The following is a 16599-nucleotide window of genomic DNA, read 5'->3' as shown; positions in this document are numbered from 1 at the left end:
GAAGCCAGTGTGTCGTCGATTGTCGCTCAGCATCTGTATTTGTTGTCGCGCGTTTGACTATCTCTGTCAGAATACGAACAGAGAAAGATCGATGCGCAATAGCTACGGGCTGAGCGGATTATCCTCTGTACCTGGTAACTACTTTATTGTACAATACTTAAGAAGAGATTATGTTCCGGTAAAGAGGCCGGCCAAAGCAATGCCGCTCACCCGTCAGGGTTGAGCGGCGTGTGATTTGAAGGAGACAATCATGCCTGCGCCTGCACATCTCAACTGCCCACGCTGCGGTCAAGCGCTCACTCCCGAAGATACCTACCTGCGCTGTGTCACGCACGGTCTCTTCTTCCGCTACGGCCCGCGCCTGCTGGTGGCTGCTCCCACTGCGGAAGACCATAGCGCGCACTTGATGCCGTGGCAGACGCTGACGGAAGAGGCGCCTGAGCTACTCATCTTACCAGCCACCACCGCCGCCGCGACCGCCAAATGAGCCGCCACCACCGCCGCGACCAAATGAGCCACCGCCGCCACCGCGCCGGCTCCAGCCACCAGACGACGATCCACCCCACGAGCTACGGCGTGATGACGAGCTGCTCCAGCTCCTGCTGTGCCCCCAACCACCGGTTGCGCGCCCGATAGTAGAAGCGATACTGTCGGTTGCCTGCCGTGACGGTAATGGTGGTCGCAATGTCTGGAGCAGCTCCTCTGCAGCCGCTATGATCGATTGCGCTTCGGTCAGCGCAGCGCGTAACGCTGCTTCACCGTTGATCGGCAGTCGAATCCGGTTGAATCGCTGCTGCAAGGCCGTGATGTTACCGGTAATAGCTGCCGGATAGCCAGGGGCCGAGAGCTGTCGTACCTGTTCGAGACGAACCAACCGGTCGCGCGCCTGTTGCAAGGACTGATTGAGTTGAGCGCGCAACGCTTCGAGACGCTGCACATCGGTATACGCTACCTGGTACGCCGCCGCCGTCGCCTGCGCAAGCGCCTGGTACTGTTCTATCACAGCGGCCAATGCCTGGCGGCGCGCGGCATCTTCTCGCTCATCAGCCTGCTTCCATAGCGTATAGGCCTGCTGCACCTGTTGGCGGATTTGCTCGATCTGCTGCAACGTGGCCGGCGCCAGATCGGCATCGTGGATGGAGGCGTAATGTACCAGCTTCTGCACCTCGGCAGTTGCCAGTTGCTGCGCCTGCCGGGCACGTTCGCGCAGTCGCGCCGTTTGTTCAGCTTCATCGCGCGCGCCGGCCAGCGCCTCGTCGGCTAGCCGGTCAGCCTCTTGCGCCTGGCGAACCAGTTGCAGCCAGTCGGGCTTCTCTTTCGCCATTTCAGCCTGCGCCGCTTGCAGTAGTGCCGTCGCCTGGTCTAACAATGCGTCAGCCTGAGGACTGACATCGGCATCGTGGGCAGCAATAAATGATCGTCCACTATCGATTGAACGTTCCGCCTCGGCCAGCAGATCGCGGGCAATCGCGCGCGCCTGTTCGAGCGCTTGTAGCCGATCGGTAATCGCGGTAATCAGGCGCTCAACATGGGCCAGCTCTTGCTCAGCAGCATCGAGATACGACTGCGCGGCCAGAAATTCCTGCGCTTCCATAGTATTTGCGGCGCGGGCCTGTTCCCAATGCTCAAAAGCGCGCTCTGCCGCCGCTTCTGCTTCGCTACCATTACCGCGAATATCTGCCCACGCGCTCTCGGCAAATTCGTCAACCAGATCGAACTGCTCGCGACCTTGTTCGATAAGTTCGGCAATCTGCGGGCCACGCTCGGCCAACGCTGCAATCCGTCGTTCGTTATCTGCCCGGATCGCCGGCAAATCGAAACCCTCTCGACGAGCGCGCTCCAGGGCCGCTTCTGCCTCGTCGATTGCCGCGAGAGCAGCCTTCAGATGGCCCTGTTGCAACGCGCCGGCCAGCCGGTCGAGCGCCATCCGCGCCGCATCCATCGCAGCGTGACAGGCCTCCATCCGATAGCCCTCGGCAGCAAGTGTTTTTGCCGCGCGCCGACCCTGCGCAATGGCAGCGCGCGCTCTGGCATACCGATCGAGCACATCGATCAAGGTCTGTCCCAATCTGGTCGCTGCCTGCGCTGCTGCGATAGCTTCAACCGCTTCAAGCCGTTGCAACGCTGTTTCAGCCCGATCTAACGCTTGTTGCACCGGCGCCACCACTGCGGCATGATCAGTCAATTCATTGCCAAACAGAGGTAGCCGCTCAGCGACGCCGGTCAGGACTTTTTTTGCCTGATTGACATCCTCCTGCGCCTGTCGGGCCAGCGCATCGAGTTCGGCGCGACGCTGTTCAATCGCCTGCAATTGTTCACTGACCGCTGCTGCTCTGGCCTGCAACTGCTCATACGCCGCGGCAGCCGCCTCCAGGGTCGCCGGAGACGGTTTAGATTCACGGTTCAGACGTTCGCCAATCTCGTCGAATGAGACCTTTAGTTCAGCAAAGGTATTGCGCGCCGCCGTGAGCATCTGCTCTAATTCGGCAACTGCTGCCGGTGGATAGGAAACCCGATCAAACTTCGCCTTCTCAACCGCATCGTTAAACCGTCTGCCAAGCTGCACAACCAGTCCGCCAATCTGTTCGCGCGCATCGCGTAACCGCTTCTCTGCCGCTTGCCGGGTCCGGCGACGCCGATGCAACTGGTACGCGCCGGCGCCGGCTGCGGCTGCGCCAGCCAGTCCTAACCCACCAACCACAACCGGCGTCAGATCGGTAATGATAGTAACCCCACCACCGGGACGAGGCGGATTCACAATCGCTTCTTCAATGGCAGTGAGCGCATCGGTCACCCCCCGCGTAAAGTCACCGGCAGCCAGGCCAGGATTGAGCTTCGTGGAACGGATCGTCTCGTAATGATCGTTCACCGCCAGCGCCGCATTCCATTCGTCACCGAAAAAGATTCCGCTGTAGCGATCGTCAACGGCGACATAGATCGCGATCAGAGTGCTGCGCACCAAGCCATCACTTCGAGCCAGGCCATCGGCGATCAGACGGCGCTCGAAATCAGCTTCACCGCCCCGATCGACAACATACACTGCCACCTGAGCGCCACGCCGAATCAATGGCCCGGCAGCGGATTGAATAGCCGTTTCATTCAGGCGACCATCAGGATCGACCAGGATCAACCGGCCTTGAGCGAGCACTGGCGCGACCAGCAATAGCCCGAGCGCCAGGCCGATCAACCAGCGAATCGAGACGCGCATGGCGTGCTCCTTTGCGCAAGAGTCAAGTCTCGCATTGCGCGCAAATACGTTACCTGTTACCAGCACGATAGCTGCGCTTGACGCATGCTCATACTCTTATAGTACGGTCGGCGACGACCAGAGTTGCGCCGATCTGTGATTTTAGCCGTCTTCAGATGGAGAGAAATCGGGCCACTGCCCGGTTACGGACGCAACGAACCACTCCCTGGCGCCGGCAGATCGCGCGCGTCAGGTGGCGGCGTGATCCGGATATCGCCATTAATTTGACTCAATTGCACATCGAGCGTAAACGAAAACGGCTGCGCCTGACCCTGAACGTCGGTTGCCGTGCCGCTGAAACTGATGCTCAACTGACGCAGATAACCATCTGCGCATACCCAGACCTGCGCGGCAGCATCGGTGACAGTGCTTTCCGGCAACTGGGTGGGCAATCCTACCGCCCCCAGACTGGCGAAGAGGGCCGTAGTCGCCTCGCGATCGCCGAGATACTCTTGACAGCGCACACCATCAAGTTCGGCGGTTGAGCCGACTGCAAAGCGACTGAAATCGGCGCCAGCGCTATTCACAGCATTGAGCGTCGTATCAACCTGCGCCGGCGGGGTTGCAATCAGGCTCTGATCAGGCGACAAACGATACCAGACATCATCGGGTGCGCCGAGAAAGGTAAGCGGGCCACGAGCATAGCTTACCCCGCCAACCGTTATCGCCTGCAAACCGCGGGTTACATCAGCGCCGAGAAATGCGGCCAGAAAGCCGCGCAAGGTAAAAGAAACATCAGCCCCGGCAAACTCCGCATCGAGATCCAGCAGCTCGGTTAGATTATTGCCGAGATTGAAGCCACCAACCAGACCGCTACCGCGCAGATTTAACTTCATGCGATACGTCGTGATATTTGCGGTCTGGCGGATCGCAGCGGGAATCGCCGTGCCCGCCGGCGCCGCAGCAGGGGTTGGTGTCGGCTCCGGCGTGGGGGTAAAAGTCGGCGTAGGCGGCAATGTAGGTGTGGCGGTTGGTGATGGGATTGGCGTAGGCGCCGGCGGCGCAGCGCAAGCCACCAGCAAAACCGCGATAATGATAGTAGATACGAGCGAACGCAAGGAAAAGCCATCCTTTCCTCAGACAGGACCCAACTCTACCTGATGGGCAGAATGCAATTCGATTATAGCATTGATGAGAATTGCGCTGAAGTATCTTATTCTGACCAATTTCCATTACACTCCCGCTTCAACAACAGACACAATCGAGATGGTCAACTGCCACGTGAAGTTGGGACGCATTTACAATAAATGAATGATAACATTCTGCACTGGCGCAACACGGCTAACATGTCGTAGTATAAAAGTACACCTGCATGTTAGAGACCAGTTGCATTCCAGGCACAATCGGAGTATGATACGTCAAAAGAGCGGTACAGGACAGGAGGCCAGCGATGGATTTCTGGATCATGATTGGAATTGTTATCTTCGTCTTTATTGGTCAGGCTATCCTGTGGTCGTGGGTCATTATCCGGCGCAACCAGGTTGCGCCCGATGTCAAGATCTTCAATTGGCGAGAGTTATCGCAAGCTTTTGATCGCTGGCTGGCCGAACGCCAGCGCCAGCGGCGGAATCGTTCGTTCCGCTAGTTCTCCCAGGCGCAAAGCGGTTGTGTGCCGGTAACATCCTGACTGCCGGCACACACCCTTTGCGCCACTGTTTCAGGCCACCATTTGACAGCGACGTAGCCAGCGACGTAGCGCCTATCCCCGGATCGATCCCTCAATCGAAACAACCTCCACCGGCAAGAGTATTTGCAATTATGCGATAGCCGGCAAACCATCGACTGCCAGGCGCATCCTCTCTGCGTCATTGCCTCAGGACACCATCTGACTGCGGCGCAGCGCCGATGCCAGATCGGCGGCAGTAGTCACCCCTGCCAGATCGATCCCCAGTGCAACGATTGTCTGCGCTACTTCTGGTCGCGCGCCGGCCAGAATCACTTCGGCGCCGAGTAAACGGGCCGCCTGCGCCAATCGAATGAGACCGGCGGCAACGGTTGTATCGACAAACGGTAAACCGGTAATATCGAGCACCAAATAGCGCGCGCCGGTTTGGTCGATGGCTTGCAACGCGGTAGATTGGGCAAGCTGGATCCGACTATCGTCAAGTTCCCCTACCAGTGGCATGACCAGCGTCGCCTGACCAACCGGCAACACCGGCATACTTAGCCCGCGGATCAACTCGCGCTGTCGTTCATTCTCGGCCAGCAATCGGCTCTGCTCAGTCATCTGCCGCTCGATCTCATGCAGTGCCTGTTGCAATTCCTGGGTGCGCGCTGCGATCCGTTCTTGCAAACTGGCCCGCTCCTGCTCCAGATCCGCGTTGACCTTACGCAACTGGGTAATCACTCCCATCAACCGCTCATGAAACAGCCAGAGCTGCAAGAGCAGAATTGCGCTGATCCCCAGTACACCGGTAAACTGAAACGGGATCTCAAGTGCAACCGGAATTGGAGGGAAGAGACGTATTTGCGTACCCACAATCATCGTCACAACAACACCAATCCATGCGATGATCAATAATCGCTTGAGAATCACACCACCGAGAAACGGCATCATTGTGACGATGGCGATTACCGGAGCAAACGCCATTAGCGCGGTCACAGTAGGGAGTATCAACGCTCCTATCAAACCATACCCGATCAGCGCAATGAACGAGGTGGCTAATCCTACGCGCACCTGGCCGGCGCGCACCTGTGACCAGGCCAGCAAGAACCCAACCACCAGCATCCAATCCAGCACCATGAGCGCGATCAGGGTTGAGGTCTGCCAGATGATGGTCGAGATGGTTGCGACAACTGCAACCACGCCCACAATACCCGCCACAAACGCGAAGAAAAGCTGTAACTGTCGCACCTGTGCCAGCGACAGAGTTGGAGTTGACGAATCGCTCATGGCGTCCTCATGAGGGTTATGATCTGCAATAGTGCTGTAATCCTACCATATCTAAACAAACGCGCTGTAATTGCTATTTTTAATCCATTGTGATACCGCCATCAACATCGAGTGTTTCGCCGGTGATAAAAGCCGCCTCTGGCGAGACGAGAAAGACCACTGCGGCGGCAACTTCCATCGGCTGCGCAAAGCGACCAAGCGGAATGAGTGCCTGCGCCCTTGCTCGCTGCGCCGGTGTCATCGTAGCCAGCAGAGGTGTCTCAACCGGGCCGGGACAAATCGCGTTTGCGGTGATGCCATACGGCGCCAGTTCGCGAGCCAGGGCTTTGGTCAGGCCAATCGCGCCCGCTTTGGCGGCGCTGTACGCCGCGCTCCCCAGAATCCCGCCACCGCGTTTACCGGCTACCGAAGCAATTGTAATCAGGCGACCATAGCCGTTAGCGATCATCATTGGCACAACAGCCCGGCAGGTATGATAGATTGCGGTCAAATTGACCGCCAGCGTCCGCTCCCATTCGGCTGGATGGAGCTCAAGAAACGGCGCCGAACTGATCACTGCGGCATTGTTCACCAGCACATCAATCCTTCCCCACCGCGCACTTACCGCGTCGATGGCCGCCTTTACTGCGGCGGCATCGGCAACATCGGCCACGACGCTCAGCGTAGCGGGGCCGAGCTGCGCCGTCGCCTCGGCGAGCAGCGTTGGCTCGCGATCAAGGAGCGCAACTCGCGCGCCGCGCTCGACGAGAGCAGCAGCAATGGCGCGGCCAATACCGCGCGCCGCGCCGGTAACAATTGCGGTACGATTACTGAGATCAAACATCGGAGTATCTTACCTCGCAATTTGTCAGCGGTTCCGAAAACAAACTCTGCCGATACCGCTTTACGCTGATATGCGTGAACATCCCTTTGTTGAATGAAGGCCAGCCATTGTTCATACTATAATAAAGTATCAGACAAACAATGCAGACTGTTGCCAGAACAGGGCGATTCTGCTATAATCTGCACACTTGTTCGAATTCTTGCAGCGATGACCGGCCTGGCCCGGTCATTGCCTTGTCAAGGAGAAATCCGCGATGCAATTGCTCTATCTCGATCCGCGCCAGTTAGACATAGACCCGGATGGGGTGCGCGAAGAGCCGGGTGATGTCGCCGGACTGGCAGCGACGATTGCCGAATATGGTCTGTTGCAACCAATCGGCGTGACCCCTACTGGCAGTGGCCGTTATCGGGTAGTGTACGGCGGACGCCGCCGGGCCGCAGCCATTCAGCTTGGGCTGAGCAAAGTTCCCTGCATCGTCCTTGATAGCGATGATCCCGATCTCTTGCTGCGTCAGTTGATCGAGAATGTGCAACGTCAGGATCTCAACGATATCGAGCAGGCGCGCGCCTTTGCCCGCCTGCGAGAGCATATCGTTGCCACCCGCGGCAGGCAACCCGACCACGAGCTTGATGAAGCGGTCGGACAGGCCGTCGGATTAGGCGCGCGCACGGTGCGTCGCTACCTCGGTCTGCTTGAACTACCCGAAGAGGTTCAACAGATGATCCGGCGCGGCGAGCTGAATGTCACCCAGGCGCAACATCTGCGCCGCATTACTAACCCCAAGACCCAGATCGATCTTGCTCGCTTTGCCGTCGAGGAGGGCATGTCGGCAGCGGAATTGAGCCGCCTCACCACCTATTTTGCCGCTAACCCTAACCTGACGCTCGATGTGGCATTGCAGGCGCTTGAACAGGGTGAAGAGCTGCGCGCGAAAGCCAGCCCCGCCGACCATAGCGGTAGTCTGCTTAGCCATACCCCGGTCACGACTGTCGATCTGCCCGAACACGATGACGATTGGGATGAGGAAGAGCACGGTAGCGACGGCGCGTATCTGACGGTGGAAGAAGAGACGATTGAGAATCAGCCGAAGAACAAGGCCCGCGTGTTCAGGATCCGCTCGCTCGACCAGATGGTTGACGAGAGCGACCGCCTTGCCCGCGCCGTACACGATGGCGATGTGTTGAAGTGGATTGAACGCGACGAAGGCGCAGTGTTCAAAGTGCGTCTGCTGCTGCGCCAGCTCGAAAGCCTGACCCGCGCGCTGCGCGAGATTGCCCGCCAGCATAATCTGCCTTTAGATGAAGACGAATAGGGAGAGGTAGCGACTTGCTGTTTGGCCTGCCGGCAGGCAAGGGTCACCGACCGACCGAGAGATGTGTACTGATCGCAACCTGTTGTGGCCCGGCCTGCCACCGGCCAGACGCGGTAGTTCTCGAATCTGGCATTATTCCTGTATCCAGCCGCCTGGACACACCTGTCACTCAGGCGCGCATCAGCCTGATCTTCACCGACCGTCCTTGTACCACCACCTGACCGACAAAGGGATGTGTGCCTGACTGCGGCACGTCGTCAGTCAAACGCGATATTTCTGCAATCTGACGGCAATTCCTCGCTGTTGAGGCGACAATCGCATATCATTGCCCAGACGCTGTAACCTGCGGTTGCGCGGCATCGTCTAAACCAGTGCAGTTATTCTGCGAATCTTCGCTCCCTGTACGGTAGGATGAAAATCAGATATGAATCGTCTAAACCGGAGCAGTCATTCTGCGAATCTCGTCTTTTATGCTCGCTCTACGCGGATAGGACCGCTTCCCACCAGCGACCTATTCCTCAAACCGACGAGAATACGTATAATGAAAAGTATGAACAACGCAACAACATGGCTCAACCGAATCCGGGAACGATTACAACAACCAGCCGAGCCGCCGGAAGAACGGCGGCTCGGTCTGGCGCTGAGTGGCGGTGGCGGCAAGGGAGCGGCGCATATCGGCGTTTTGCAGGTCATTCAGGAATTGGACATTCCGATTGACCTGATCGTTGGCACATCGGCTGGAGGAGCAGTTGCTGTACTCTATGCCGCCGGGTTTGACCTTCCTGCTATTCAGGATGTGTTTCGCCAGAGTGCGTTGCGTCGCATTGCCACTCCTGATCCGACCGGCACCGGCATTATCGGTCAGCGCCGACGCGAAGAGATGTTGCGTCGCTTGCTTGGCGACCGGACGTTTGCCGATCTGCGCATTCCTTGCGCGGTCGTCGCCACCGATCTGGTGAGCGGCGAACTGGTGGTCTTGCGTGAAGGCCCGGTCGTTCCGGCGCTGCTGGCCACTACGGCACTGCCAGCCCTCTTCCCACCGGTACCCTACGGCGATATGCTACTGGCTGACGGTGGCATTCTCAACAATCTGCCGGTCGATGTCGCTTACGAGCTTGGCGCGCAGCGGGTCATTGCCGTCGATCTGCGCGACGCCAATGCCGGTTTCTCGCTCCAACCGGAAGAGAATGACAACCTGCTGGCCCGTTTCATGTTTGCGCCCAAACAGTTTGCCGTCGCCCAACGCGCGCTTAGCCTGCTGATGGCCGAAGCAACTGAGTTACGTCTCCAGCAGTATCCGCCCGATCTCCTTATTCAGCCCGATGTGAGTTCAATTGCTACCCTTGATCTGTCTACTCCCGAAAAGGGATTTGCCATCGGCCTCGAAGCAGCGCGCGAGCTGCTCGGCGAACTGATCGACCTGCGACTGTGGCGCAACGGCACCCAACTGGCGGCTCAACCGCGACCGGCCCGTCTGTTACGTCCTCCGATATTGCCAGCGTACCGCCGTGTGCCCACCCCGGCATCGTAGAAAGTATCCCCGCCGCGTCTTGGTGACGCGGCGGGCATGATTATCACCGGTTCTTCCACTAACAGTACCTGATTTCCTCTTGCGCTGGCAACCATTTTGCGGTATCGTTTAACAGAACAATATTGGACTATTCATTGTTTTTACGCAAACTGAAGGAGCGCCTCGTGACCCGCCAGCGCACAGTCTTGATCACGCTCGGCGTGATGATGAGCATGTTTATGGCCTCGATGGAGTCGACCGTCATTGCTACGGCTATGCCGGGCATCGTGCGCGACCTTGGCGACATCGAAAGTTTTAGCTGGGTATTTGCCATCTATATGTTGACCAGCACCACCGCCGGGCCAGTTTTCGGTCGTCTTTCAGACCTGTTTGGCCGTCGTCCCGTTTATATGGTCGCCATTGTGCTCTTTAGCCTCGGTTCGCTGTGGTGTGGCCTGGCAAAGACGATGCCAGAACTGATTGTGGCGCGAGCATTGCAAGGGCTGGGCGCAGGTGGATTGTTGCCGCTGGCATTCATTATCGTTGGCGACATTTTTACCCTTGATCAGCGGGCCAAAGTGCAGGGCCTTTTTGCGGGCGTCTGGGGGATCAGCTCGGTGATCGGCCCATTGCTCGGTGGCTTCCTGGTCGATTACATCTCGTGGCATTGGGTGTTCTGGATCAACCTGCCACCGGCAGCCATTGCGGCAGCGCTGGTCTGGTCGGCATGGCGCGATCCTGCCCGAACCGACGGCAAACGACCACCGATCGACTATGCTGGCGTTGTCTTGCTGAGCGCCGGTGTCGTGCTACTCTTGCTTGGGCTTGACGCACCCACCTCGTTATCAGGCATGGCAATGTTAGGCGCAGCGGTAGCTTTGCTCATTCTCCTGGTTGCGGTTGAGCTGCGCGCGCCGGCGCCTATCTTGCCGGTGCATCTGTTGCGTGACCGTATGTTTGCCGTCGCCTGCGCGCATGGCATCCTTGCCGGCGGTGTCTTGTTTGGCAGCATGAACTATGTGCCACTCTTCGGTCAGGGCGTACTGGGAGTAAGCGCAACCGAAGCCGGCGCCGCGCTGACGCCGATGATGCTGGGTTGGGTCTTCACCAGTATCGTCGGAGGCCGATTACTCTTGCGCTTCAGCTACCGTTCTATCGTCATTGGAGGCATGATCATCTTTGCGCTGGGAACGTTCCTGATGAGCCGCTTTAATTCTGACACAAGCCACTTCGAGTTGGCGTTAGCTCTAGGCTTAATGGGAATCGGCATGGGCGCCAGCATCCCTTCATTTTTGATTGCCGTGCAGAGCACTGTTGCGCGCAATGCTTTGGGAGCAGCAACAGCCAGTTTGCAGTTTTCACGCACTATTGGCGGCACGATTGGTGTTGCCGCCCTCGGCACGCTGCTAACCAACCGATTGACAGCGGAACTGGCGGCGCGTGGTTTGCAACCTGATGCAATTCCGGTGGATGCGTTGATCGGTGAGAGTAGCACAGCGGCAACGCTCGCCGGTGAACCACGTCTCGCGCTGGCGGCTGCGCTTGCCGCCGTCTTCACAACGCCGCTCATCTTCGCCCTTGCCGCGCTGGCAGTGACGTTCCTCGCGCCGGTGCGTAGTCCAGACGACTTACGTCGGCAACGAGCGCGCAACGACGAAATGGGCGCTACCACCGATAGCGTTCCCCAACCGGCGAGTCAGGCGTTGCCGGGTCAGCGCGCATAACAGAAAGCGCTCATTACACTATCGTTGCATTGTTACGCCAACAAATGATATACTCCGCAGCAGGCATTGTCAGGTGCCGCTACGGAGTATCAAACTATGTATGAATTATCTGCGCTCTACGCCGCCTTTGAACGTTATTTCGGGCAACCACCCACACGAATTGCGCGCGCGCCTGGTCGCGTCAACCTGATCGGAGAACATACCGACTATAACGATGGCTTCGTCTTTCCGATGGCCCTCGATCGCGCTACCTACGTGGCAGCGCGACCGCGCGCTGATCGAATCGTGCGCGTGTTTAGCGTTAAATTCCGTGAAGAGGATCAATTCGATCTCGATCAGGTCGTCCGTGATGAGCAACGTCAGTGGGTGAACTATATCCGTGGAGTTGTTAAAGGACTGCTTGCCCGCGACCTGCCACTGCGCGGAGCCGATCTGCTGATTGATAGTGACGTGCCCGCCGGTAGCGGATTATCGTCGTCGGCAGCGCTTGAAGTGGCGGTAGGTTATACCTTTCAGCTTCTCAATAATATCAATCTGCTCGGTGAGGAGCTAGCGCTCCTGGCGCAAGGCGCCGAGCATTCGTTTGTCGGTGTCAAATGCGGGATTATGGATCAACTGATTGCAGCACTGGGCGAAGCCGGTCACGCGCTACTGATCGACTGCCGCGATCTCAGTTATCGTCCGGTGCCGATCCCGGCCCAGGTGCGCGTGGTGGTGTGTGATAGCGGCGTGCGCCATCGCCTGGCCGGATCGGAATACAACCAGCGCCGCGCCGGTTGCGAAGAAGCGGTGCGCTTGCTCAAGCCGGCTCTGGGGAAGATTCAGGCATTGCGCGACGTGCATTCGACTGATCTGGCCAGGTATGGTCATCTACTGCCACCTGAGCTGCTGCCACTGGCGCGGCATGTGGTCAGTGAAAATGAGCGCGCGCTGGCCGCCGCCGATGCTCTGGCCGCCGGTGATCTGGTCAAGATGGGGCAATTGATGGTTGAGTCGCATGAAAGTCTGCGCAACGATTATCGGGTGAGCGTGACCGAACTCGACACCCTGGTTGAACTGGCGCTGGCCGCTCCAGGTTGCTACGGCAGTCGAATGACTGGCGGCGGCTTTGGCGGCAGCACCGTTTCACTGGTAGCCGTCGATAAAGTTGACGAGTTTGTTGCCGCGATGACCGCCGGCTATGCGATCCGCACCGGTCGCGTGCTACAACCGCTGGTCTGCACTGCCGGCGCTGGTGTTTCATGCGTCTACGCGAGTGAAGAGGAGTGAACTATGCTGGGCAGGCTCTTCACCCCGTTATCTGCCGCTTCCATACCGCTGATCTACGGCCTGAGCCACCGCGCGTTGTTGCGGTTAGGCGCGACCAGCCATGAACGACGGCTGGCCGGTATTTGCGCTCACTACTATGCGATGCCGGCGCGCGGTGCCGGCACATTGCCCTTGCTGCTCTTGCACGGCATCGCTGACCGCGCCCAAACCTGGTCATTTGTGATGCCCCGTCTTACGACCATCGGCCCGGTCTATGCGCTCGATCTGGCGGGATTCGGTCGGAGCGGGTTTCCCCCCGGACAGCGTTATGCCACCATCGACCAGCAGGTCGCGCTGGTGCAGGCAATGATCCGCGAGGTGATCGGGCAACCGACCCTGATCGTTGGAAACTCGATGGGAGGATGGATCGCTGTCCGGGTTGCTCTCGCCACCCCCGAGCTGGTGGCCGGACTGGTCTTGCTCGCGCCGGGAGGGGCGATCTTGCGTGGCCGCGAGTCGTGGGAGCCATTCTTGCAAACGATCACCCTGCCTGATGGTCGCACCGCGCGACGTGTGCTGCAGCAGATGTACGGGCGTCCACCGCTACCGCTCTATCTCGCTGGCGAGGGATTGCGCTCAATCTTCCGCCGTGACCCGGTGATGCAATTTGTCGCCTCAGTTGATGAAAACGCTATGCTGCGAGCAGAAGACTTGCAAGCATTGCGTGTGCCGGTGGCGCTTATCTGGGGTGAAGCTGATCATTTCATTCCCCGTGAGTCGCGCGATTTCTTCTGCTCAAATCTGCCGCAGGCGCGGGTTCTGTTCCTGCCGCGCTGCGGCCATATGCCACAACAACAACGGCCACGCGCAGTGGCGGCCTTCATCGGTGAGTTTGCTCGCGCTATCGCCGGATCACAGCCTGTCGGTCAGCCAGAGTCGTAACTGCTCTCCTACCGATCTGAAATGACCGCTTTGCTCTGCTCGCTCCTGCCGGAACAGGCCGGATCGGTAACCGGTAAACCTTGCCTCGCCTCGTCTGCGTCAGAATGATTGGATCAGGTAAAATAGCGGTATAATACTCAGGCAAGTTGCCCTTACTCAACGCCAGCAACCACCGCTTAAACAGCGGTGGTTGTTATTGCGAACACCAATTGGAATCGCGCTATAACAACATCCAACGAGGAGCGAACTGCTATGATCTTTTCTGGAATCCGTGACGCTGTGCTGCTCGAAGTTCAGCGCGTTGATATTCACGGCACCATCTTCTACGATGTGACGTTCCACCATCAGGGCGAGACGCAGGCAATTCGCGCGCGGATCGGCGCCGAGAGCGTTTATCCAAACCCGCAAGCGGGCGATCCGGTGCGAGTGAGTTACATTATGGGGGTAGTGACCCAGATTGCGCCGAGGTAGGAGTGTGCCAGATATGAGTTGCGAGGAACGAGAGCAAACTACAGGTTTGCTTAACCGGATTGTTCTCGTGTGTTAGGCGCATTATGTGCGGTTGTTGGCAGTAACGATATGCCACACTGGAGATCACCCACCAGCGCCTCGTGAGCGTATTGATCGCCGATCTGCCGGCGCAATGATTGCAATAGAGCGTCTATCAGCAGCAGGTTGTGCGCCTGATTGCGCCCCCAAACCAGCGCGACCAGCTCTTCTGCAGTGAAGGTACGATACGGCGCTTCAGCCAACACGCAAAGCAAGGTATACGCCGGCAGATCGAGATCGAGCCGACGTCCGGCATACGTAATCGAACGTTCCGCCAGATCAAAGGTAAACAGTCCGAGAGTAAATGGAGGTGGGAGGTGGCGCTGCTGGCGCCGCAACTGCGCTCGCGCGCGCGCCATCAGCTCGTCGGCGCGAAAAGGGCGGGGGACGTAATCCTCAACTCCCTCGGCAAAGGCGGTTACAATTAACCGATCATTGCGTGGCCCCAAAATCATCAGCACGCCAGTGAATTGATTGCGCGCCTCGCGCAATCGGTCAATAGCATGCTCACCAGGCAGATCGAGTAAGGCAAGATCGATCTGGCGACTGAACGTGTCGAGTAATTGCGTCCAACCTCGCGCGACAGAGATGTAATAACCAGCAGCTTGAAACAGCGGCACAAGGTACTCATCTGCAAATTCGCCCAACCCACCAATCAAAATACCGCGAGGAACACTCATGTTACTGTTTTGCCTCGTTGCTTCAGGGTGTTACCGCACACGACTCTGGTGGTGAAGTCACTACTTCGACGTTAACTCCATCGATCAACCCTAAGAACTGGCGCAAGGCCAGCTCAGCATTGCGGGTACCCTGTTCCATGATTCCATCCTCGCAGGCTGCCTGCAAAATCTGCTGCTCGGCTGCCTGTCGAGCGAGCGTCTCCAGATTAGGATTCTCTGGCGCAAACAGACCGCGATCACGACTATAGACCCGCGTCTTTCCGTTGTCGAGCGTCGCGCTGAAGACCTGCACCGGCGGCAAGCGCACGGTGATTTGCTTGCCATCCGGTGAAACTGTTACTGCGTCCGGTGTCAACCGGCTCAAATCGACTCCGACCACGACCGTGCCGTGGGCAATCAGCAAGAGAGCATCACCGGCCAGCCAGTCGCCGATGATTGGAATGTTGCTTCCTTGTCTGATGTCGATCACGCGCTCGATCGTATATTTGCTCGTCTCTAACCGGCTCAACTGCTGAATGCGTTGCACAACTGCCGCGCCGCTGATAATCTGCGGTGTCGGGGTTTGCACAATCACCTGGAGATTCGGCATCGCTGAACCGATGGCATTCATGCGTTGCGTCAACCAGAATGCGGCCAGACCTCCCACCAGAATGATCAGAAGCAGGCTGATGAATGACAACGACCAGCCGCCACCGGCAGGCCGTGACCGATACCGTACCGACGGCAGATCATCCCAATCATCATCGATCCATTCTTGTTGTCGGCGAATCCGCCTTAATCGCTGCGCGCGCAAGCGAATATCGTCGTCGTCGTAGTTCATCGGACAACCTCATCCTTTGATTGTGACGCCAACGGTTTGAGCCTCGCGCTACACCTTAGCGCCAACGTGGATCGCGACTGCGCCCAGTCCATACAAACGGTAAGACACATGCTGCCATCCAGCGGCTCGCATCATCGCTGCCAGTTCATCGGGTGGCGGGAAGGCGCGGGCCGATTGCGGCAAATAGGTATAGGCGCGCCGGTCGCCGCCAAGCAATGCGCCAATCCACGGCACGATTTGCTCGAAGTAGAGGCGATGCCCCCAGCGGATCAGGGGGTTGCGCGGACGCGCAACTTCCAGGCACGCCATCATAGCGCCAGGGCGGGCCACCCGGTACATCTCGCGCAAGGCAGTGGGGATGTCGGTTACGTTGCGCAAGACGAAACCGGTTGTAATCGAGTCAAAGGTGTTATCAGGAAACGGCAACTGCAAGGCATCACCGGCTACAAACATGCCTCTTCCGCTCGCAGTCAGGTCAGCAATCTTAGACTGACCGGCACGCATCATCGGCACGGTAAAGTCAACTCCGATCACAATCCCGTTGCGCATCCATACCGCCAATTCCGGCAAGAAATCGCCGGTGCCGGTGCCTACATCGAGCGCTCGCCCATTGATCGGCGGCGCAACAGCCTCGACCACTTTACGCCGCCAGGTCTGGTCAAGCCCAAAGGTCATGACCCGATTGACGCGATCGTAGCCGCGGGCAATCCGCGCAAACATTCGTTCAACGTATGCCGCCTTCTCTTCTGGCGGCGGCAAGACGTTTGTGATCGTTCGTTCCTCTGCCATAATCACCTCAATCGATACGGAGCGCCATCCTGCGATGAAGCCATTCGGTGGCTGTTTGAAAC

General features: G+C 58.3%; 15 protein-coding genes. 8 read left to right on the top strand and 7 right to left on the bottom strand.

Annotated elements, in window-relative coordinates; genetic code table 11:
- Positions 1 to 250: 250 nt before the first annotated feature.
- Entirely contained in the window at positions 251 to 487 is a 237-nt protein-coding gene (locus Q0650_RS05320) for a hypothetical protein (protein WP_298816650.1), read from the top strand.
- Here the strand turns inward: Q0650_RS05320 and Q0650_RS05315 are convergent.
- Together Q0650_RS05315 and Q0650_RS05310 are read right to left on the bottom strand one after the other, a co-directional pair.
- Positions 452 to 3208: a TPM domain-containing protein gene (locus Q0650_RS05315; RefSeq protein ID WP_298816648.1), complete on the bottom strand. Its 2757-nt coding sequence runs from the start codon at positions 3206 to 3208 to the stop codon at positions 452 to 454. The genes Q0650_RS05320 and Q0650_RS05315 overlap by 36 nt on opposite strands.
- 182 nt (positions 3209 to 3390) lie before the next feature.
- The gene (locus tag Q0650_RS05310; protein ID WP_298816646.1) at positions 3391 to 4305 is read right to left on the bottom strand and encodes a hypothetical protein; all 915 of its coding nucleotides are present in this window, start codon (positions 4303 to 4305) and stop codon (positions 3391 to 3393) included.
- A gap of 332 nt (positions 4306 to 4637) precedes the next feature.
- Between Q0650_RS05310 and Q0650_RS05305 the strand changes: the two genes are divergently transcribed.
- A complete protein-coding gene (locus Q0650_RS05305; protein ID WP_298816645.1) occupies positions 4638 to 4832 on the top strand; it encodes a hypothetical protein in 195 nt (64 codons plus the stop codon).
- Positions 4833 to 5060: 228 nt separating this feature from the next.
- Here Q0650_RS05305 and Q0650_RS05300 read toward each other — a convergent pair whose 3' ends face one another.
- Complete coding sequence (locus Q0650_RS05300) at positions 5061 to 6140, bottom strand: STAS domain-containing protein (protein WP_298816644.1); 1080 nt, start codon at positions 6138 to 6140, stop codon at positions 5061 to 5063.
- A gap of 79 nt (positions 6141 to 6219) precedes the next feature.
- On the bottom strand, positions 6220 to 6963 hold the full coding sequence (locus Q0650_RS05295; protein ID WP_298816643.1) for an SDR family NAD(P)-dependent oxidoreductase: 744 nt from the start codon (positions 6961 to 6963) through the stop codon (positions 6220 to 6222).
- A 253-nt stretch (positions 6964 to 7216) separates the two neighbouring features.
- Between Q0650_RS05295 and Q0650_RS05290 the strand changes: the two genes are divergently transcribed.
- From Q0650_RS05290 to Q0650_RS05265, 6 genes are all read left to right on the top strand, one after another.
- Positions 7217 to 8275, top strand: a complete 1059-nt coding sequence (locus Q0650_RS05290; RefSeq protein WP_298816641.1) for a ParB/RepB/Spo0J family partition protein — start codon at positions 7217 to 7219, stop codon at positions 8273 to 8275.
- 550 nt (positions 8276 to 8825) lie between these two features.
- A complete protein-coding gene (locus Q0650_RS05285; RefSeq protein ID WP_298816639.1) occupies positions 8826 to 9806 on the top strand; it encodes a patatin-like phospholipase family protein in 981 nt (326 codons plus the stop codon).
- Between the two features lie 164 nt (positions 9807 to 9970).
- Positions 9971 to 11509 (top strand): MDR family MFS transporter, encoded by a 1539-nt coding sequence (locus tag Q0650_RS05280; protein WP_298816637.1) that lies wholly within the window; start codon positions 9971 to 9973, stop codon positions 11507 to 11509.
- 96 nt (positions 11510 to 11605) lie between these two features.
- Complete coding sequence (galK, locus tag Q0650_RS05275) at positions 11606 to 12778, top strand: galactokinase (RefSeq protein ID WP_298816635.1); 1173 nt, start codon at positions 11606 to 11608, stop codon at positions 12776 to 12778.
- 3 nt (positions 12779 to 12781) lie between these two features.
- Entirely contained in the window at positions 12782 to 13699 is a 918-nt protein-coding gene (locus Q0650_RS05270; RefSeq protein ID WP_298816632.1) for an alpha/beta fold hydrolase, read from the top strand.
- 252 nt (positions 13700 to 13951) lie between these two features.
- Positions 13952 to 14170: a hypothetical protein gene (locus Q0650_RS05265; protein WP_298816630.1), complete on the top strand. Its 219-nt coding sequence runs from the start codon at positions 13952 to 13954 to the stop codon at positions 14168 to 14170.
- 50 nt (positions 14171 to 14220) lie between these two features.
- On the opposite strand, the gene Q0650_RS05260 is transcribed toward Q0650_RS05265, so the two are convergent.
- From Q0650_RS05260 to ubiE, 3 genes are read right to left on the bottom strand one after another with little or no spacing between them, the layout of a single operon-like run.
- Positions 14221 to 14928 carry a response regulator transcription factor gene (locus Q0650_RS05260; protein ID WP_298816629.1) on the bottom strand — a complete coding sequence of 236 codons (708 nt, stop codon included), beginning with the start codon at positions 14926 to 14928 and terminating at the stop codon, positions 14221 to 14223.
- 22 nt (positions 14929 to 14950) lie between these two features.
- Entirely contained in the window at positions 14951 to 15748 is a 798-nt protein-coding gene (locus Q0650_RS05255; protein ID WP_298816627.1) for a DUF4230 domain-containing protein, read from the bottom strand.
- Between the two features lie 48 nt (positions 15749 to 15796).
- A complete protein-coding gene (ubiE, locus tag Q0650_RS05250; RefSeq protein WP_298816625.1) occupies positions 15797 to 16537 on the bottom strand; it encodes a bifunctional demethylmenaquinone methyltransferase/2-methoxy-6-polyprenyl-1,4-benzoquinol methylase UbiE in 741 nt (246 codons plus the stop codon).
- Positions 16538 to 16599: the final 62 nt, after the last annotated feature.

The organism is uncultured Chloroflexus sp. (genome assembly GCF_937129525.1).
GTDB lineage: Bacteria > Chloroflexota > Chloroflexia > Chloroflexales > Chloroflexaceae > Chloroflexus.
The sequence above is the reverse complement of the archived record's forward strand: the minus strand, read 5'-3'. Positions and strand labels throughout refer to the sequence as shown.